Origin of the sequence: Streptomyces sp. SID14515, assembly GCF_010548505.1 — a bacterium.
Taxonomy (GTDB): Bacteria; Actinomycetota; Actinomycetes; order Streptomycetales; family Streptomycetaceae; genus Streptomyces; species Streptomyces caviscabies.
The window spans coordinates 109,981-129,849 of record NZ_JAAGMH010000115.1 but is presented as its reverse complement, the minus strand read 5'-3'; the positions used below and the strand labels follow the sequence as shown (position 1 = coordinate 129,849).

10 protein-coding genes are annotated in these 19,869 nt (G+C 70.9%); 6 read left to right on the top strand and 4 right to left on the bottom strand.

Features of this window, described 5'->3' with window-relative positions; translation table 11 throughout:
* Window positions 1-115: 115 nt before the first annotated feature.
* From G3I54_RS27395 to G3I54_RS27370, 6 genes are all read left to right on the top strand, one after another.
* Window positions 116-1,423 carry a DegT/DnrJ/EryC1/StrS family aminotransferase gene (locus G3I54_RS27395; RefSeq protein ID WP_164618145.1) on the top strand — a complete coding sequence of 436 codons (1,308 nt, stop codon included), beginning with the start codon at window positions 116-118 and terminating at the stop codon, window positions 1,421-1,423.
* Window positions 1,420-2,601, top strand: coding sequence for an FAD-dependent oxidoreductase (locus G3I54_RS27390; RefSeq protein WP_164618143.1), 1,182 nt, complete (start codon window positions 1,420-1,422; stop codon window positions 2,599-2,601). The genes G3I54_RS27395 and G3I54_RS27390 overlap by 4 nt, the downstream gene beginning before the upstream one ends.
* Before the next feature lie 157 nt (window positions 2,602-2,758).
* A complete protein-coding gene (locus tag G3I54_RS27385) occupies window positions 2,759-10,198 on the top strand; it encodes an amino acid adenylation domain-containing protein (RefSeq protein ID WP_343240436.1) in 7,440 nt (2,479 codons plus the stop codon).
* Window positions 10,199-10,225: 27 nt separating this feature from the next.
* Entirely contained in the window at window positions 10,226-13,477 is a 3,252-nt protein-coding gene (locus G3I54_RS27380; RefSeq protein ID WP_164618140.1) for a non-ribosomal peptide synthetase, read from the top strand.
* On the top strand, window positions 13,474-14,649 hold the full coding sequence (locus tag G3I54_RS40040; protein ID WP_164618138.1) for an acyl-CoA dehydrogenase family protein: 1,176 nt from the start codon (window positions 13,474-13,476) through the stop codon (window positions 14,647-14,649). Before G3I54_RS27380 ends, G3I54_RS40040 begins: the two co-directional genes overlap by 4 nt.
* Window positions 14,642-15,370: an alpha/beta fold hydrolase gene (locus G3I54_RS27370; protein WP_164618136.1), complete on the top strand. Its 729-nt coding sequence runs from the start codon at window positions 14,642-14,644 to the stop codon at window positions 15,368-15,370. The genes G3I54_RS40040 and G3I54_RS27370 overlap by 8 nt, the downstream gene beginning before the upstream one ends.
* A 120-nt stretch (window positions 15,371-15,490) precedes the next feature.
* Here the strand turns inward: G3I54_RS27370 and G3I54_RS27365 are convergent, their stop codons facing one another.
* The 4 genes from G3I54_RS27365 to G3I54_RS27350 all read right to left on the bottom strand — a co-directional run bounded on the left by G3I54_RS27365 (window position 15,491) and on the right by G3I54_RS27350 (window position 19,861).
* A complete protein-coding gene (locus G3I54_RS27365) occupies window positions 15,491-16,123 on the bottom strand; it encodes a hypothetical protein (RefSeq protein ID WP_239144591.1) in 633 nt (210 codons plus the stop codon).
* A gap of 8 nt (window positions 16,124-16,131) precedes the next feature.
* Entirely contained in the window at window positions 16,132-17,631 is a 1,500-nt protein-coding gene (locus G3I54_RS27360; protein ID WP_164618134.1) for a hypothetical protein, read from the bottom strand.
* 14 nt (window positions 17,632-17,645) lie between these two features.
* Entirely contained in the window at window positions 17,646-18,125 is a 480-nt protein-coding gene (locus G3I54_RS27355) for a hypothetical protein (RefSeq protein ID WP_343240430.1), read from the bottom strand.
* 206 nt (window positions 18,126-18,331) lie between these two features.
* Entirely contained in the window at window positions 18,332-19,861 is a 1,530-nt protein-coding gene (locus G3I54_RS27350; RefSeq protein WP_137230472.1) for a UDP-N-acetylglucosamine 1-carboxyvinyltransferase, read from the bottom strand.
* Window positions 19,862-19,869: the final 8 nt, after the last annotated feature.

The window sequence follows — 19,869 nt, the reverse complement described above, 5'->3', positions numbered from 1 at the left end:
ATACGTCGGTACTAGCCGCACGCTGCGGGAACCGGTGCGGTGCACCGAGGTAGTAGAACGGCATTACATCAACCGGTGTATTTCCGCCGGAGACTGGATTTGAGAGTGTTGCGCCATGCCGGACGAATATCGTAAGTCTGCGGTGTGCAGTGGCGACCCGTACGAGATTCCCTATCCGGAACTCGGGTCCGTACTCGGAGAGCAGGAAATCAGTGTGCTCACCAGGTTGGTCGAATCCGGTGAGAACCTGTCAGGGGGGCGATTCCGCGAAGAGTTCGAGCGATGTTTTCGCGAGTATCTCGGTGTGCCGCACGCGCTTTCGGTGACCAGTGGAACCGTGGCACTGGAGATCGCGATACGGCTGCTCGACCTCAATGAGGGCGACGAGGTCATAGCGACCCCGCAGACCTACAAGGCCAGTGTGCAACCGCTGTTGAACTACCCGGTGAAGGTGCGTTTCTGCGATGTCGAGCCGACCACGCTCAACATCGACCCCGAGCATTTCGCATCGCTGATCACCAGCCGTACCAGAGCCGTGATCCTGGTGCACTACGGCGGTCTGCCCTGCGACATGGACGCCATCATGGCGATCGCCCGCCGGCACGGCATCACGGTGATCGAGGACTGCGCACACGCGCTCGGCGCGGAATACCGGGGGCGCAAGCCGGGCGCGCTGGCCGACATCGGCTGCTTCAGCTTCCACTCCAGCAAGAACATCACCACCCTCGGCGAGGGCGGGATGATCACGCTGTTCGACCGGACGCTGGCCGAACGGGCGGACCGTATCCGGTCCAACGACGCCGACGCGGTCTACCGCGAGCAGGCACGGACCATCGGGGAGACCACCAGCGCCCACCCGTGGATGATGCACCCCGGCGTCGCCTTCACCCACGACTGCTCGGCGATCCGCTACGGCGGCACGAACGCCACACTCGCGGAGCCGAACGCGGCGGTGGGCACCGTACAGCTCGCCAAACTGGACCGACTGATCGGCAGACGGGCGGATATCGCGGGCGCCTACACCGAGGTCCTCCAGCAGTACCCCGGTGTCCGGATGCACGAGGGGCCCGAGCCGGTCCGGCACGGACACCATCTGTACACGTTCTTCGCCGACCCGGCCGAGGGCTTCCTGCGGGACCGGCTGGTCTCCCGGCTCGACGCCCTCGGGGTGCAGATGCAGCTGCGCTACTTCCCCCTGCACCTGCTCGCCGAATGGCGGGCCAGGGGCCACGACGCCGGAGAGTGCCCGGTCGCCGAGCGCCTGTGGTTCGAGCAACAGGTCAACCTGCCCTGCCACCCGGGCATGCCCGACCGGCAGGTCGACCAGGTCGTGTCCCGACTGGAGACCGTCCTCCGCCAGGAGGTCCGAGGCATACCGATCGCGGCGGGAACGGCGCGGCAGACGGAGGGCTGGGACCGGTGATCGAAGCGGAGCACTACGACATCGTCGTCATCGGCGGCGGCCCGGTCGGGCTCGCCTCCGCATGGCACGCCGCCCGCCGCGGCGCGCGGGTGGCGGTCTTCGAGCGGTTCGAGTTCGGCAACGAACACTGCGGCACGAGCGGCGCGGAACGGCACTGGCGGCTGCAGTACACCGAGCCGGACCTGTGCCGGCTGACCGGAGAAGCCCTGCCGCTGTGGCGCGAGCTCGAACGGGCCGGCGGGCGTCAACTCCTGCACGCCTTCGGCAGTCTCTGGTTCGGCGACGTCGACGTGGCCACCAACGAGGGCAAGATCTCGGCCACCGCCCGGACCATGGACGACCTCTCCATCCCGTACGAGTGGCTCACCGCGGCCGACATCGAGCGCCGCTACGGATTCACCGGCCTGCCCGGGCACTTCGAGGGGTTCGTCCAGCCCGACGGCGGAGCCGTCGATGTGCGCGCCACGGTGGAGAGCCTGCTGCGGCTGACCGAGGCCGCGGGGTGCGTGCTGCGGGCGGGGGAGCCGGTGCTGGAGCTGGTTCCCGACGGCGAGGGCGTACGGCTGCGCACCTCACGCGGCTGGTGCCGGGCCGGAAAGGTCGTGCTGGCCAACGGCGCCTGGGCCAACCAGCTGCTCGAACCGCTGGGCACCCGGCTCGACCTCAATGTGTTCGAGATGGCGCTGGTGACCCTGCGGCAGCGCGATCCCGGTGCGCGCTACCCGTTCTGGTTCGTCTTCCAGGAGCCGACCGAGGAGGACACCAACCTGTTCTACGGATTCCCGCCCAACGCGTGGCAGGACACCGACCGGGTCCGGGTCGGCCCGGTCTTCGAGGTCAACGCGCTGGCCGATCCCGGCCAGGCGACCGGTGTCCCCGACCCGCGCCATGTGGCCAGGATGTGCGCGTGGGTCGAGCGGCATCTGCCGGTGGTGGACCCGCGTCCGCTGGCGCGCGAGACCTGTCTCGCCGTACTGCCGGCCGACCCCGAGCGGCAGTTCTTCCTCGGCACGGCCAAGGGCCGGTTCCACGGTGGGGAGAACGTGGTGATCGCCACCGGCGGCTGGGGCTTCAAGTTCGTCCCGCTGCTGGGCAGGGTCTGCGCCGACCTGTGCGTGGACGGCGCGACCGACTACCGCGTCGACCGCCTGACGCTCCCCGACGCGACCCACCCGTAGGCGCGTCCCGCACCCCCTGAACGATCCGCCGACACGCGGCCGGCCCTTCCTCTGCAAAGGAGATTCCCCGGTGGTTTCCGAAGTCCCTGCCTCGGGTGTCCAAGTCCCTGCCTCGGGTGCCCAGCATGGTGTCCAGCACCGCGGCACGCCCGTCGATATCGCCGTTGTCGGTATGGCGGGCCGCTTCCCCGGCGCCCCCGACATCGACGCCTACTGGCACAACCTGCGCTCCGGCGTCGAGTCGATCGAGAGGCTGACCGAGGACGACCTGCTCGCCGAGGGGATCGGCCGGGAGCTCTTCGACGCACCGGGCTACGTCCCGGTCGCGCCGACGCTGGAGGGGATCGAGCTCTTCGACGCCGGGTTCTTCGGCTTCACGGCCCGGGAGGCGGCGCTGCTCGACCCGCAGCAAAGGCTCTTCCTGGAGAGCGCCTGGCACGCGATGGAGCACGCCGGGATCGACCCAGCCCGGTGCGGAGCCACCGCGGTGTTCGCGGGCGGCAACATGCCCGCCTATCTGATGTCCAACCTGCTCGGCGGGGCCCGGATCGTCCTCGACTCGACGATGTTCGAGCTCCAGATCCACAACGACAAGGACTATCTGGCCAGCCGGACCGCCCACAAACTCGGTCTGACCGGGCCCGCGGTGAACGTGCAGACGGCGTGCTCCACCTCGCTGGTGGCGGTGCACCAGGCCGCCGCGTCCCTGCGCTCCGGCGCCTGCGAACTCGCCCTCGCCGGCGGGGTCTGCGTCCGGGTGCCGCACCGCGTCGGCTACCGCTACGAACAGGGCCTGATCTACTCCCCGGACGGGCGGTGCCGGCCGTTCGACGCCGACGGCGCGGGCACGGTCTTCGGCAACGGGGCCGGCGTGGTCGTGCTCAAGCGACTGGCCGACGCCCGGCGCGACGGCGATCGGATCCTCGCCGTGCTCAAGGGCTCCGCGGTGAACAACGACGGTGCGGACAAGGTCGGTTACACCTCGCCGAGCGTGAGCGGGCAGGAGGCGGTGGTCGCCGCCGCCATCGCCGACAGCGGGGTGTCCGCCCGGTCGATCACCGCGATCGAGGCGCACGGCACGGGCACCCATGTCGGCGACCCCATCGAGATCACGGCGCTCAGCAGGGCGTTCGGAAAGCACACCACGGACAAGCAGTTCTGCGCCGTAGGCTCCGTCAAGTCGAACATCGGCCACCTGGAGTCGGCGGCGGGCATCGCGAGCTTCATCAAGGCCGTGCTGCAGTTGCGGCACCGGACGCTGGTGCCCAGCCTCCACTACGAACGCCCCAACCCGCGCATCGACTTCGCGGCCACCCCGTTCTTCGTCAACACGGAGCTGCGTCAGTGGCCGGAGGGGGACTCGCCCCGCCGGATCGGGGTCAGCTCCTTCGGCATCGGCGGCACCAACGCCCATGTGGTGCTGGAGCAGGCGCCGGAACCGCTCCCCTCCCAGGCCTCCGACCGGCCGGAGCTGGTGGTGGTCTCGGCCAAGTCCCCGGCCGCCCTGGACGCGGCCACCGAGGCGCTCGCGGACAGGCTGACCGCACTCGGCGACCGACCGCTGGCCGATGTCGCCCACACCCTGCAGACCGGTCGCGCGGCCATGCGTTACCGCAGGGCCCTGGTGGCCGCCGACACCGCCGAGGCGGCGGCGCTGCTGTCCGGGGCCGACCCGGGCCGGGTGCGCGCCGCGGACGCGGGCGGCGGCCAGGCGAAGGTGGTGTTCCTCTTCCCCGGCCAGGGCGCGCAGTACCCCGGGATGAGCCGGGGCCTGTACGAGAGCGAACCGGTGTTCGCCGAGGCCATGGACGAGTGCGCGCGCCTGCTGGCCGAGCCGCTCGGCCTCGACCTGCGGACCGTGCTCTACCCCGACGTACCCGCCGAGGACGGGCTGACCCACACGACGCTCGCGCAGCCGGCCCTGTTCGCCACCGAGTACGCGCTGGCCAGGCTGCTGCTGTCCTGGGGCGTCGAACCGGACGTCATGGTCGGGCACAGCATCGGCGAGTTCACCGCGGCGGCCCTGTCCGGCGTGCTGTCCCCGGCGGACGCGGCGCGCCTGGTGGCCGTACGGGGCAAGCTCATGCGGGACCGGCCGACCGGGGCCATGGTCTCCATCGCCGCCGCCGCGGCGGACGTCGAGCCGCTCCTGCCGGCCGGGGTGTCCATCGCCGCCGTCAACGCACCCACCCTCTGCGTGGCCTCCGGGCCGCACGAGGCGGTGGCGGAGCTCCGCGCACTGCTGGCGGACCGGCGGATCACGGTGCGCCCGCTGCACACCTCGCACGCCTTCCACTCGGCCATGATGGACCCGGCCGTGGAGCCGTTCACCCGGGCCGTGGCCGCAACGCCCCTCGCCGCCCCCGGCCGGCCGTTCGTCTCCTGCGTCACCGGCGAAGCCATCAGCGCCGAGCTGGCCACGGACCCGGCGTACTGGGGTACGCACATGCGCCGCCCCGTGCTCTTCGCCGACGCCGTCCGCACCGCGATCGGCGACGGCCCCGCCGTCCTCGTGGAGGTGGGCCCCGGCAACACCCTGAGCACCCTGGCCCGGGCCGGCACGGAGACCGGCGGACCCCGTGCCGCGGCCGTCACCACGATGCGCAGGCCGGACGAGCCCGCCGAGGACGGCCAGGTGCTGCGCACCGCGGTCGGCGACATCTGGCTGTTCGGCGGCGCGGTCGACTGGCCCGCCCTGCACGAGGGCCGGCGCGACCGGGTGGAACTGCCCGGATACCCCTTCCAGCGCGACCGCCACTGGATCGAACCGCGCGGCTCGGCGACGGGCGCGCCCCTCGTGCCCGAGTTCGCCGAGCACGAGGAGCCGGCCCCTGAGCGGCTCACCCGGGCGACCCGGCCGAGCACCCTGGTGACCGCCTACGTGGAACCGGCGGACGAGCTGGAGAGCACCATCGCCGGGATCTGGGAGGAGATGTTCGGCATCGCGCCGATCGGCGCCCAGGACAACTTCTTCGAACTCGGCGGCCACTCGCTCCTCGCCATCCAGGTGCTCAACCGACTCCAGGCCACCTCCGGCGTCACGGTGGAGCTCGGCAGCCTGCTGGCCACCCCCACCATCGGCGGCATGGCCGAGCAACTGCGCGCGGCCGGCGCCGCCGGGCCCGAGGACCGCCTGGCCACCCTCGTCCCGCGGCCGGAGCGACGGTTCGAGCCGTTCCCGCTCAACGAGATGCAGCAGGCCCAGTGGATCGGCCGGCTGTCCAGCTTCGACATGGGCGGCGTCGCCCCTCATCTGTACTTCGAGTTCGACAGCGGCACCATCGAGGTCGACCGGCTGCAGCGGGCCTGGCAGCGGGTGGTGGAACGGCACGACATGCTCCGTATGGTCGTCCTCCCCGACGGCCGGCAGCAGGTCCTCGCGGAGGTGGAGCCCTACCGCTTCGAGGTGCTCGACCTGCGCGCCACGGAGACGGGGAAGGCGGAGCGGCAACTGACCGAGATCCGCGACCGGATGGGTGCCGAGGTGCGTCCGGCGGACGCCTGGCCGCTGTGGGAGATACGCGTCAGCCTGCTGCCGGACCAGCGGGTCCGGGTGCACATCAGCTTCGATCTGCTGGTCGCCGACGTCTCCTCGTTCTTCTACCAACTCCTGCCGCAGTGGCGCGCGTTCTACCAGGACCCCGAAGCCGCCCCGGCTCCGCTGACCCTCACCTTCCGCGATTACGTGCTCGCGGAGGAGGAGCTGCGCAGGACCGCGCGGTACGAACGTTCGCTGGAGTACTGGCGCAAGCGGGTACGCGAGCTGCCCGCCGCACCCGAACTGCCCACCGCCCAGGCCGCCGTGGCCGGCGAGCGGCAGGCGTTCGTCCGCAGGCACGCCCGGCTCGACGCCGAGCTGTGGGGCCGGATCAAGGCGAAGGCGGGCGAGTTCGGCGTCACCCCGTCCAGCGCGATGCTCGCCGCGTTCGCCGTCACCATCGGCACCTGGAGCAAGTCCCAGCGGTTCACCCTGAACTTCACGGCCGTCAACCGGCTGCCGGTCCACGAGGAAGTCGACGACCTGGTGGGCGAGTTCGCCTCCTTCGACCTGCTGGAGGTGGACGCGGTGGCGGCGCCCGACTTCGCCGGGCTGGTGCGCGAGCTGCAACGGCAGAGCTGGGCGGACTTCGACCACCGTTACGTCAGCGGCGTACGCATCCTGCGCGAGCGGGCCAGGGCGCGCGGTGGCGCGGGCGATGTCATGCCGGTCGTCTTCACCAGCGCGCTCGGCGGCGACACGGACGGCGGGCCCACGCCGTCCCCGGTGGACTGGCTCGGCGAGCAGAGCTACTTCATCTCGCAGACCCCGCAGGTGACCATCGACCACTTCCTGCTGGAGTTCGGGGGCAACCTGGAGCTGGCCTGGCACGCCGTCGACGGGCTCTTCCCCGAAGGGCTGATGGCGGAGATGTTCCAGGCCTACCAGGACTTCGTGGTGGGCCTGGCGGAGACCGAGGGCTGGCACCGCCCGCCGGTGCTCGACCTGCCCGCCGGTCAGCTCGAAGCCCGGACCGCCGCCAACGACACCGCCGGTGAGCTGCCCGAGGACGTCCTGCCCGCCCGGGTGCTGGCCCGCGCCGACTCCGCCGAACCGGCGGTCATCACCGAGGACCGTACGCTCGACTACGCCGAACTCACCGGCCGGGCCGTCGCGTTGGCCCACACGCTGACCGAGGCCGGCTTCGGCCGGGGAGCCGTCGTCGGCATCGGAACGGCCAAGGGGTGGCGCCAGATCGTGGCGGCGCTGGCGGCCTCGGCGGCCGGCTGTACGTACGTACCCCTGGATCCCGGCCTGCCGGAGGCCCGACGCCGCTGGCTGGTCGAACAGGCCGGGATCGGCTGTGTGCTGGCCGAACCGGACACGGCGGCGCACTGGCCGAACGCGCCGCGGGTGCTGCCGGTGCCCGAGGACGCGCCCTGGAGCCCGGCGGACGTGCCGGCCTGGCACTGCCCGGCCCGCCCGGACGACACCGCCTACGTCATCTACACCTCCGGCTCCACCGGTACGCCCAAGGGCGTGGCGGTCAGCCACCGGGCGGCGCTGAACACCCTGGTGGACATCGAGGAGCGGTTCGGCATCGGACCGGGCGACCGGGTGCTGGGGCTGTCCGCCCTCAACTTCGACCTCTCCGTGTTCGATGTGTTCGGGATGCTCGCGGCGGGTGGGGCGATCGTGCTGCCCGAGGCGGCGGACCGCCGCAACCCGGACCGCTGGACCGAGCTGTGCCGCCGGCACGGGGTAACGGTGTGGAACTCGGTGCCCGCCCTGATGCAGATGCTGGTCGAGCACCTGGAGAGCCGGGAGCCGGCCGGCGACCGGGGCCATCTCCCCGCGCTGCGGCTGACCCTGCTCAGCGGGGACTGGATACCGCTCTCGCTGCCGGACCGGCTGCGGGCGGTGGCGCCCTCGACCGAGGTGATCGGCCTCGGCGGCGCCACCGAGGCCGCGGTGTGGTCCATCGCCCACCCGATCGGCGAGGTCGCACCCGAGTGGCCCTCCATCCCGTACGGACGCCCCCTGCGCAACCAGCGCTTCCATGTCCTCAACGACCGGCTGGGGCACGCCCCGGTGTGGGTGCCGGGCCAACTGCACATCGCGGGGGCCGGTCTGGCCGAGGGGTACTGGCGGGACGAGCGGCGCACCGCCGAGTCGTTCATCGTGCACCCGGAGACGGGGGAGCGGCTGTACCGCACCGGTGACCTCGGGCGGTATCTGCCCGACGGCACCATCGAGTTCCTCGGCCGCGATGACTTCCAGGTCAAGGTCGGCGGCTACCGCATCGAACTGGGCGAGATCGAGCACGCCCTCGGCGGCCACCCCGAACTCCTCAACGCCGTGGTGTCCGCGCCGGGCGCGCGCACCCAGCAACGGCTGGTCGCCCATGTCGTACCGGCCGACCCGGGCATGCGGGACGATCCGGACTTCGCCGACCGGCTGCGGGCCCACCTCGCCGCCACCCTGCCCTCCTACATGATTCCGTCCGATGTCGTCCTCATCGACGAGATGCCGTTGAGCGACAACGGAAAGGTCGACCGCTCCGCACTGCCCGACCCCCGGCGGGCGGGCAGCGGCGGCGACACGGACGCGAGGACACAGCGGGACGACGAGGAGGAGGCCACCGGGGCGCTGCGCACGCTGCTGATCCTGGCCGCCGACCTGCTCGGCGTCGAACGCCCCGGGGCGCGGGACAACTTCTTCGAGCTCGGCGGCGACTCCATCATGGGCGTGCAGTTCGTCGGCCGGGCCAACGCCGAGGGCATCCCGATCAGCCCGCAGAACCTGTTCGAGAGCACCGACTTCCGCGAACTGGCCCTGGCCGTACCCGCCGAGGCGGTCGCCGACGACGCGGGCACGGCAGTGGCGCTCACCCCGCACCAGGAACTGGCCCGGTCCCAGGTGGGCTCGGTGGTGCTCGACGTACCGGACACGTTCGACCCGGCGCCGGCCGGCCGCGCCCTGAGCGCGCTGGTCGACCGCCACCCGGCCCTGCGCACCCGGGTGCGCGCCGAGGACGGCCGGCGGTTCGCCGTACGCCACGACCGGGGCGAGGACCCCGAGGTGCCGGAGATCGACCTCGGCGCCCTGCCCGACGACGTACGAACCGAGGCGATGGAACAGATGCTCGGCGAGATGGCCGGGGAACTCGACATCGAAGCCGGGCCGACCGTGAAGCTCGCGGTGTTCCGGCTGGGCGAGCGCGGCAGCGTGCTGGCCTGCACGGTGACCCAGGGGCTGATGGACGACGCCTCCGTTCTCCTGCTCTGCCGCGAACTGGCCCACACCTACCACCGGTTGGCCGCCGGTCGGCCCGTGGTGTGGAGCGCGGGCGCGGGTTCGCCGCAGGCGTGGAACCGGGGGCTGCGGCGGGAGCCGGCGCACCCGGCGGGGCTCGCCGAGACCACCGGGGCGGCGCGGGAGCTGCCCCGGCGGCGGACGGTCGAGCTGGACGCCACGCGTACCGCGGAGCTGTTCGCCGCCGCCGCGGGCAGCCACCACCTCGACCCGACCGAGGTGCTGGTGGCGGCGGCGTCCGTGGCGCTGGGCAGGACGCTGGCCGAACCGCCGCAGCTCCTGGTGGAGCGTTCGCTCCGGGCCGATCTGGCAGCCAGCGACGAACCCGCCGGACGTCTGGTGGGCCGGGTGACCGAGCTGCGGACCGTGGAGCCGACGGCGGCGCGGACACCGCTCGACGACGCCCTGCTGCTGGTGAAGAGCCGCCTCCGGACCGCGCAGCCGCTCCCGGTCCTGGGGGCGACGGTCACGGTCCGGGAGGTGGTGACCTGGGACCGCGTCGAGGGCGCGATCGGCGTTCCCGCGGACTTCGCCGGGATCAGCGGCCTCGCGGGCCGGCACGACCGGGCGGCGGGGCAGCTCAGCACCGCCGTGGTGGACGGCGCCCTGCGGATGCGCTGGCAGCTCGGCGAAGCCGTGGCCGAGGACGAGGCGACCCGCCTGGCCGACGCGTTCGGCGCGGCGCTCGCTGAGATCGCCGAGCACTGCCGCGCGGCGGCGGAGGGCTCCTACGAACCGTCCGACTTCCCCCTGGCCGACCTGTCCGAGGACGAGCTGGCCGAATTTCTCGACGAACTGCGGTGACCGGTGACAACGGCGGACGGGGCTGAGATGACCGACAAGGGCACCACCGAGCGACCTGTACGCGATATCGCGGACATCTACGAACTCTCACCGATCCAGCAGGGCCTGCTCTACGAGCAACTCGCCCAGCCGGGTCTCGGCATCTATGTGGAACAGCTGGGGCTGGAGTTCACCGGGACGATGCACCCCGAGCACTTCGAGCGGGCGTGGCAACTGGTCGTCGACCGGCACCCGATCCTGCGCAGCTCCTTCCACTGGCGGAAGAACGGAACCGTGGTGCAGGTCGTGCACGGTTCGGCCACGCTGCCGCTGGAGACGCTGGACTGGCGCGACCTCGACGAGGACACCCAGCGGGACCGGCTGCGGGCGGCCCTGGACGCCGAGCGGGCGAAGGGGTTCGACCTGACGGACGTTCCCCTGATGCGCATCACGCTGATCCGGCGCGGTGACGACCGGTGGACGTTCTCCTGGCGGTTCTCGCATCTGCTGATGGACGGCTGGTCCTTCACCCTGGCCATCCAGGACTTCATCGACCACTACCGGGTGCTGTGCCGGGGCGGACAGCCGGCCGTCTCGCCGGGCCGCCCCTACCGCGACTACCTCTCCTGGTGGCGCGAGCGGGACCCGGAGGAGGCGCGGGAGTTCTGGCGCAAGGAGCTGGCGGGCTACCGGCCGGTGGAACACCTGCACCTGGGCGGGACCGAGGTGCCCGAGGGCGAGCCCACCCACGCCCACTTCGAGCGGATCCTGGGCGATCTGGCCCCCCGGCTGACCGCGCTGGCCCGCGCCGAACAGCTGACACTCGCCACGCTGGCGCAGGGAGCCTGGTTCGTCGTGCTGGGCCGCTTCCTCGGCCGTACGGATCTCACCTGCGGGATCACCATGGCGCACCGGCCCGCCGACCTGGTCGGCTCCGAGGACATCCTGGGGCCGATGATCGCCACCCTGCCGCTGCGCAGGAAGCTGGACCCCACGAAGCCGCTGCGGTCCTGGCTGCGGGAGTTCGGCAAGTACGGCATCGAGGCGAGCGGGCACAGTGCCGTGCCGCTGACCGAGATGCAGTCCCTGCTCGGTACGGACTCCGCTATTCCGATCCTCCGCAGCAGCGTGTCCTACGAGAACGTGCCGATGCCGGACTTCGACCTGGCGGACGTCGGGGCGGAGATGACCGAACTGGTCTACGACGGCAGGCCCCACTTCCCGATCACCATGGTGATCATGCCGGGCGCCGATATGCCGCTGCGGATCGTCCACGACCGCCGGAAGGTCTCCGACGAGGTGGCGGAACGTATCGCCGGCGAAGTCGTCTCGGTGCTCACGCAGATGGTCGAACGCCCGGAAGCGACCCTGGGGGAGCTGACCTTCCTCAGCACCCCGGAACCCGCGACCGCACCCCTCACCGAGCCGGTCGCCGAGACCCTGCACGAGACCTTCCGGCGGCACGCGCGGCTGCGCCCGGAGGCGGTCGCCGTACGCTGCGGGAGCCGCACGCTCACCTACGGGGAGCTGGACGCGTACTCCGACCGGATCGCCGCCACTCTGCGCGAGCGGTGTCCGGGCGTGACGCGCGTGGGCCTGTGCCTGCCCCGGTCCATCGACCTGGTGGCCGCCATGATCGGCGTGTTCAAGGCCGGCGCGGCCTATGTCCCGCTGGACCCGGAGTATCCGGCGGACCGGCTGGCCGAGGTGCTGGCCGACTCGGCCGCGGAGCTGGTGCTCGTCGACGGCGTACCGGACGGCCTGATCGAGGCGGACGGGGCGAGGACGGTCACGCTCGCGGAAGTGGCCCACCGGACGGACCGCCGGACGGGCTCGCGGAGCGACGGACAGGCGGACCGCCGAGGAACCCCACAGACGGCCGACAGCAGCCCATCCGACCCCGCCCCCACGAGCGCCCCCGACACACCGGCCTACCTCCTCCACACCTCGGGCTCGACCGGCCGCCCGAAGGGCGTCCCGATCACCCATCGCAACGTACAGAGCCTGCTGGCCGCCGGCCGCGAGGTCTTCGGCTTCACGGCCGACGACGTGTGGACCTTCGCGCACTCCTTCGCCTTCGACTACTCGGTGTGGGAGATCTGGGGCGCGCTGGGCAACGGCGGCTCGCTGGTCGTGGTGGACCGGGAGACCGGACGCGATCCGCGCGCCCTGGCCCGGCTGATCGCCCAGGAGCGGGTGACGGTGCTCAGCGAGACCCCCTCGCTCTTCGAGCACCTGGCGCCCGAACTCGCCGATGACACGGCGCTGCGCAGGGTGTTCCTCGGCGGCGACCGGCTGGACCCCGCGATCCTGCGGCCCTGGTTCGCCCGGTTCGGCGGCCGGGACGTCGAGCTGTACAACCTCTACGGGGTCACCGAGGCCACCGTGGTCTCCACGTACCACCTGGTGCGCGAGGAGGACGTACGCACCGACCGGCCGATCCCGATCGGCCGCGCGCTGCCCAACCAGCGGGTGCTCCTGCTCGGCGAGGACGACCGCCCGGTACCGGTGGGCGCCACCGGCCAGTTGTGCGTGGCCGGGCCCGCGGTCGCCTCGGGCTACCACGACCGGGACCGGCTCACGGCGGAGCGCTTCGCGGCCGCCCCGCAGACGGGCCCGTCCTCCGAGGCCGCGCTCCCGATGTACCGCACGGGCGACCTCGCGACCGGCACCGCCGAGGGGGAGTTCCACTTCCTGGGCCGTGCCGACGCACAGCTCAAGGTGCGCGGCTTCCGCGTCGAACCGGGCGAGATCGAGGCGGCGTTGCGCGCGCTGCCGGGCGTACGGTCGGCGACGGTGGCGGTCCACGGCACGGGCGGGGCGCAACGGCTGGTCGGCTACGCGGTACCGGAGGAACCGGCCGCGTCGCCCGCCGCGGGTCCCGGGCTCACCGAACCCCTACGGGAGCTGCTGCGCACCCGCCTGCCCGAACACATGGTGCCGGTCGCGGTGTACTGGATCGACCGGATCCCCACCACCCCGGGCGGCAAGGTGGACGTCTCCGCCCTGCCCGTACCGGAAGCCGTGACGGCCGCTCGGTTCATCGCCCCGAGGACCGAGGCCGAGCGGCTGCTCGCCGGTCTGCTGTCCGAGCTCCTCCAGGTCCCGGCCGTGGGCGTGGGCGACGCGCTGGGCGATCTGGGCCTGCACTCGCTCGGCGCGATGCGGCTGGCGGCTCGGCTGCGCAGTGAGTACGCGGTCGATCTGGCGGTGAGCGAGCTGCCGGCCACCCGTACGGTCGCCGAGTTGGCGCGTGCGGTGGAAGCCGCCCGTCCGGCCCTGGCGGGTGAAGCACGGTGAACGCGACGCCCGAACGGCCCGCAACGGATCACCCCGACAGCCCGGAGAACCAGCGGTGGCGGGAGCGGATCCGGCGCTTCGCCGAGGAGGAGATCGCCCCGCTCTCCGCGAAGATGGACAGGACGGCCGGACTGGACGCGACCCTGCGCGAGCGCCTGTTCGCGGAAGGCCTGATGGCGGTGGAGATCCCGCGCGGCTACGGCGGCACGGGCGGCACCCTCTGCCAGGTGATCCTCACCATCGAGGAGGTGGCGCGGGTGGATCCCGGCGTCGCCGTCGGGGTTCATGTGCACAACGTCCTCGTCGCGGGCACGCTGCTGCGCCAGGCGTCGGGCGACCAGCGCAGGCAGTACCTTCCCCAGCTGGCCACCGGGAGGGTCGGCGCCTTCGCCCTGTCCGAGGAACAGGCGGGCAGCGACGCGTTCGCGCTGACCACCGTCGCCCGCAAGGAGGACGCGGGATACGTGCTGAGCGGCCGCAAGCGGTGGACCAGCAACGCCCGCAACGCCGATCTGCTGCTGGTCTTCGCCCTGGTCGACGACGGCGGACCCACGGCGTTCGTGGTACCCGCCGACGCACCCGGAGTCTCCCTGGACCACCGGGTCGAGCAGATGGGGGTGCGAGCGGCGGCCACCTCGGACGTGATCTTCGACCGCACCCCGGTCCGTGCCGCCCAGCGCATCGGCCCGCCCGGCGGCGGCCAGACGGTGGCGATGGCCGGGCTGGACCTCGGCCGGCTCGGCATCGCCGCACAGATGATCGGGCTCGCGCAGGGCGCCCTGGACGTGGCGGTCGGCTACAGCCGGTCCCGCGAGCAGTTCGGCAGCCGGATCGCCGAATACCAGGGCGTCCGCTTCCCGCTGGCCGATGTGGCGAGCCATCTGGCGGCGGCCCGCGCGCTGTTGTACCAGGCGGTCGACCTGTACGGCCGGGGCACGGACCCGGTCGAGCTGATGCGGCTGACCGCCATGGCGAAGTACGTGGCCTCCGAGGTGGCCGAACGGGCGGCCTCGGTGGCGGTGGAGACCCTTGGCGGCAACGGATACACCGACGCCTACCCCGTGGAACGCTTCTATCGGGACGCCAAGGCCGGAAAGATCTACGAGGGCACGTCCAACGTTCTGCTCCGCACGATCTCCTCGATCATGATCGGGGTGAGCCCGGGTGACTGAGCCGCTGCGCCTGCTGTGCTTCGCCTACGCGGGCGGCAACGCCCAGACGTACGTCCGATGGCGCCGGCGCCTGGGACCGGACATCGAGGTCCGCCCCATGCAACTGCCCGGCCACGGCGAGCGGATCAACGAGACGCCCCGAGACCGCTGGGACGACCTGCTGGCCGATGTCCGGACCGTACTGACCGGCTTGACGGACTTGACGGTCCGTCCGATCGCCCTGTTCGGACACAGCCTCGGCGCCCTGCTCGCGTTCGAGTGCGCCCGGATACTGGCCACCGAACACGGCATCCAGCCGGTGCGGCTCCTGGTGTCGGGCCACCGGGCGCCCCACCTGCCCCTGCGCGAAGAGACCCTGCACCACCTGCCGGACGCGGAGTTCCTGGCGAAGCTCAGCGAACGGTCACGCACGCTGCGCGCGCTGACCGACCCGGAGTTCCGCAAGCTCCTGCTGCCGGTGCTGCGGGCCGATTTCACCGCGTCCGAAACCTACGAGTTCACGGAAGGGACACCGCTGACCTGCCCGATCACCGCCCTGGGCGGCGTGCTGGACGAGGACGCCGGCCTGGCGGAACTCTCCGCCTGGCGACGGCACTCCACGGGCCGGTTCGATCTGGCCGCCTTCGAGGGGGACCACTTCTTCGTCGACGACGCGTGGGAGCGGGTGGTGGCCACGGTCGGTGACCGCCTGGGGGTGCGCGCCGGGAGCGGGGCGCGGTGAGGGGCGGCGGGCGGGGGCCGCCCGCGCTCGCCGGGGCGGATGCTCCGGCCCACATCCGAAGGTCCGAGGCCGCCGAGTGCCGCCCCGCGTCCTGGGGACAGCTCGGAGGCTTGTGCAGACCTACTGCTCCGTGCCCGCCGGCGGTGGCGTCACGGACGGCTCGATGGTCGACCGGACGTACAGCCGCGTCATGCCGGGCTTGAACTCGTGCACGAACAGGTCGATACAACGCTGAAGGTGTGTGCCCTCAGGAGTGTCGAGTCCCTCGGGACAGAGGCTGGTCCTGCGAAGATTTCGGGTGAACGTTTCCGGATCCGGCAGCCTTAGATGGGTGAAGGTGGCCGCAGGGCGGTAGTCCTTCTCCTTGACGAGGGTGTTTCCAGAGATCTCGATGTCATCCGGGATGAGTCGGTCCGTGTAAGTTCGAGCATCTTTGCTCGGCAGGACGAAGGAAAGCAGTCCCGTGTCGTAGCGCTGACCGACCTTGTAGCCCGCGCGCCGGTCCGATGCCTGCTCCGGGAAGCGGATGCCTATTTGTTCGCTCATCCAGGCCGGGGTCGCCCCCTCCTCCCAGCAGCAATTCATCTCTTGGTTCACCAACTGAGACTCCGAGCGGTCGGACACCCACCACAATCCGCCGGCCGCGGCGGCGCCACTGACGCAGAGCGCCAGAGCGACGACGGCGAGTGCGACCCGGGGGCGACGTGGAGACTCGGACTGTTCACCCTCGACTTCATGACCGAGACCGCTCATGGGAGCCTCTACCGTCCTTCCTGCTGCTCACGACCGGGATCCGTGCGATCGCCATCACGCTCCGGCTCGTCGGGCTGTGGCACAGGGCCATGGTCCGTGGCGGACGCACCCAGGTCGTAGTGTTTCACCGAGCTGCTGCCCGCCATGTCGAATTCGCGGGCGATGCCGGTGGTGTGGAAGCGAGCCATCTGGCCGTCCGGGATGTCCATGGTGCTGTCTCCCACGAGACCGATGGACACTCCCTTGTTCTCGTCCCAGTTGTAGCGATCCCAGGCGTTGGCCTGATAGTCAAGGCTGACCTTGGGCTCCCCATCGGTATCCGGCACCACGGTGACCACTCCTGTCACGTTGGACCTGGTGGAACCCACCGCGTAGAACCAGTTCTCATTGACATCAGGGGTGAAGCTGAAGTCCCGGTTGTCGGTCTCCACCGGTAGCGACACCGGCTGTCCGCCGTTCCTCCTGAACTCCGCCAGTGCCTGATCACGCCATGCGTTCTGGTGATCTGTGACAGTGCGCTCGATGTGCGAGCGAAATTCGGGCACCTCGGACATCATCTTGTCGACGGGCAGGTCCATATCCGTTCCGCTGTTCCCCAGGTAATGCGCCATGTGCCGGGCGGCGTCGTTGTCACCCTTCCAGTCGGCCAACTCGGCCACCAGGTTCATCTTCTCCCGGTTCCTGCGCTCCTCCGCGCCCGGCTCCTCGACGTTGTACGGGCCGGATCCCCGGTCGGCAGCGGCTTGCTTCACCGACGGAGCGAGCAACCCGGCGGCCAGCAGGTCGTCCTTGTGTCCCGCCCACAACTCCCCACGAGCCTGCGGGCTCAACGAAGTCCACAGCCGCCGCAGCTCAGCACGTTGCGCGGTGTTCGCGTCGCCGCCGAGCGAGGCGAGTTTCGTGGCTCGGGGCAACTGGTCCTCGTCCAGCGAGGTGTACGTCGCATGCCCCGCGTTGTGCGGGTCGCCGCCGTGACTGCGCTTCAACGCACGTGTCACGGCGGCGTCGATCTCGGCCGCATGGGCCACCAACCCGGTGAGGGTGTCCGCGTACCACTGCATCAAGTCCTTGGTCCGCTGTGAGGTTCCGTCCGCATCACAGAAGGCTTCCGTCACTTTGACCGTACCGTTGGGGCCGTCCGTCACCACCAGGCCCGGATCCGGTTCTCCCCGGCGGGCCGGATTCCCCTTGCGTGCCTCCGCGGACAGTTCCCGGGCCTTCTTCTGAAGGCGTGCCAGTTCGTCGTGGGCGTCTTCGAGTACAGCGGAGATGGAAGCTGCCTCCAGGTGCAGATCCGCGACTTCCTTCGCTGTCTTCCGGACGAACTCCTTGGTGACCGAGGCGTTCAGGCCCGCCCACTGAGCTCCGTCCGACAGCTGGAGAAGGCCGCTGTAGACACCAGTCCTCAGCTTCTTCAAGTTCGCGGCCATGGACTTCCAGTCGGCTGCGGCGGTATTGAGCTTCCCGAGGTCGACTTCGACAAGATCTGTATAGCTGAACGTCCCCATGGTGTGCCGACCGCTCACTTCACGTACTTGAGCAGCTCGGACACCGGGACCGCGGAGCCGTCCCTCCGCGTGAGCGCGGAGGCGATCTCCACCTCGTCCTTGGCATGGCTTTTTTTCGAGTAGTCCAGGTGGTTGGAAATGTGAGCACACATCTGCAGGACGGTCTTGACCTGCGAAGTCCATACCTCGAGCGTGGTAAACAGCTCAGTGCCCGCGTCGAAATTCCGGCTCTTCAACTCCGCCGCGGCCCGGGCCGTCGTCCCGGCTCCCGCCTTGTCCATCCCGGCTCCGGCGATATCGGCGTGCTTCTGCAGTGCACCATGAACCCGAAACGCCTCATTGCCGACGGCACCCAGGTCGTCCTGGTGGACCACCAGGTCCCCGCCAGTTCCGGACTCACCCGGTGCCGTCCCGGCCGCATTGAGTCGCATCTGCGCGGAGTGGCGATCCCTGGCCTCTGATGTGAGCTGCGTCCACTCGTCGTCGAACGTCACCGTTCCCCCTGTTCCGGCGTGAACAACGCACCTTATTACAGGCGACGTTGAATCGTCGGGGCGGTTGGGTTCTGTACCCGCCGCGATGCGCTGCCGGGCGGCCGTGGGGAAGACCGTACGGGCGGAGTTCGACGCTCGGACGCGTATCCGCACCCCTTCCGGCCCGCTGAACAGCAAGCCGGAAGGGGGGCGGTGGGATTCGTCCGTCAGATGTCCCGGAAGATCTCGATCTGCGCGCCCACCGAGTTGAGCCGCTCGGCCAGCTCCTCGTAACCGCGGTTGATCACATAGACGTTGCGGAGTACGGAGGTGCCTTCCGCCGCCATCATCGCCAGCAGCACCACCACGGCGGGCCGCAGCGCGGGCGGACACATCATTTCCGCGGCGCGCCAGCGGGTCGGGCCCTCGACCAGGACCCGGTGGGGGTCGAGGAGTTGGAGGCGGCCGCCGAGGCGGTTGAGGTCGGTGAGGTAGATCGCGCGGTTGTCGTAGACCCAGTCGTGGATCAGGGTCTGGCCGTGCGCGGCGGCGGCGATCGCCGCGAAGAACGGGACGTTGTCGATGTTGAGGCCGGGGAACGGCATCGGGTGGATCTTGTCGATCGGGGCCTCCAGCTTGGAGGGCCGCACGGTCAGGTCCACCAGGCGGGTGCGGGCGTTGTCGGCGGCGTACTCCGGGGTGCGATCGCAGTCGACGCCCATCTCCTCCAGGACCGCGAGCTCGATCTCCAGGAACTCGATCGGCACCCGGCGGATGGTGAGTTCGGACTCGGTCACCACCGCGGCGGCCAGCAGGCTCATCGCCTCGACCGGGTCCTCGGACGGGGAGTAGTCCACGTCCACGTCGATCTGCGGGACCCCGTGCACGGTGAGCGTCGTGGTGCCGACGCCGTCGACCCGTACGCCCAGCGCCTCCAGGAAGAAGCACAGGTCCTGGACCATGTAGTTGGACGAGGCGTTGCGGATGACGGTCGTGCCGTCGTGCCGGGCGGCGGCCAGCAGGGCGTTCTCGGTCACGGTGTCGCCGCGCTCGGTCAGCACGATGGGGCGGCCGGGCGAGACGGAGCGGTCGACCTGCGCGTGGTACAGGCCCTCCGTGGCCGCGATCTCCAGGCCGAACCGGCGAAGCGCGATCATGTGCGGCTCGATCGTGCGGGTGCCGAGGTCGCAGCCGCCCGCGTACGGCAGGGTGAACTGCTCCATCCGGTGCAGCAGCGGGCCCAGGAACATGATGATCGAGCGGGTGCGGCGCGCGGCGTCGGCGTCGATCGCCTCCATGTCCAGCTGCGCGGGCGGCACGATCTCCAGGTCCACGCCGTCGTTGACCCAGCGGGTGCGCACCCCGATGGAGTTCAGCACCTCCAGGAGCCGGAACACCTCCTCGATCCTGGCCACCCGGCGCAGGACCGTGCGGCCCTTGTTGAGGAGCGTGGCGCACAGCAGCGCGACGCAGGCGTTCTTGCTGGTCTTGACGTCGATGGCCCCGGAGAGCCGCCGGCCGCCGACGACCCGCAGATGCATGGGCCCGGCGTAACCGAGCGACACGATCTCGCTGTCGAGGGCTTCACCGATGCGGGCGATCATCTCAAGGCTGATGTTCTGGTTGCCGCGCTCGATGCGGTTGACGGCGCTCTGGCTCGTGGCGAGCGCCTCGGCCAGCTGGGTCTGTGTCCAGCCCCGGTGCTGACGGGCGTCACGGATGAGCTTGCCGATACGTACGAGGTAGTCGTCTGACATGTCGGCAG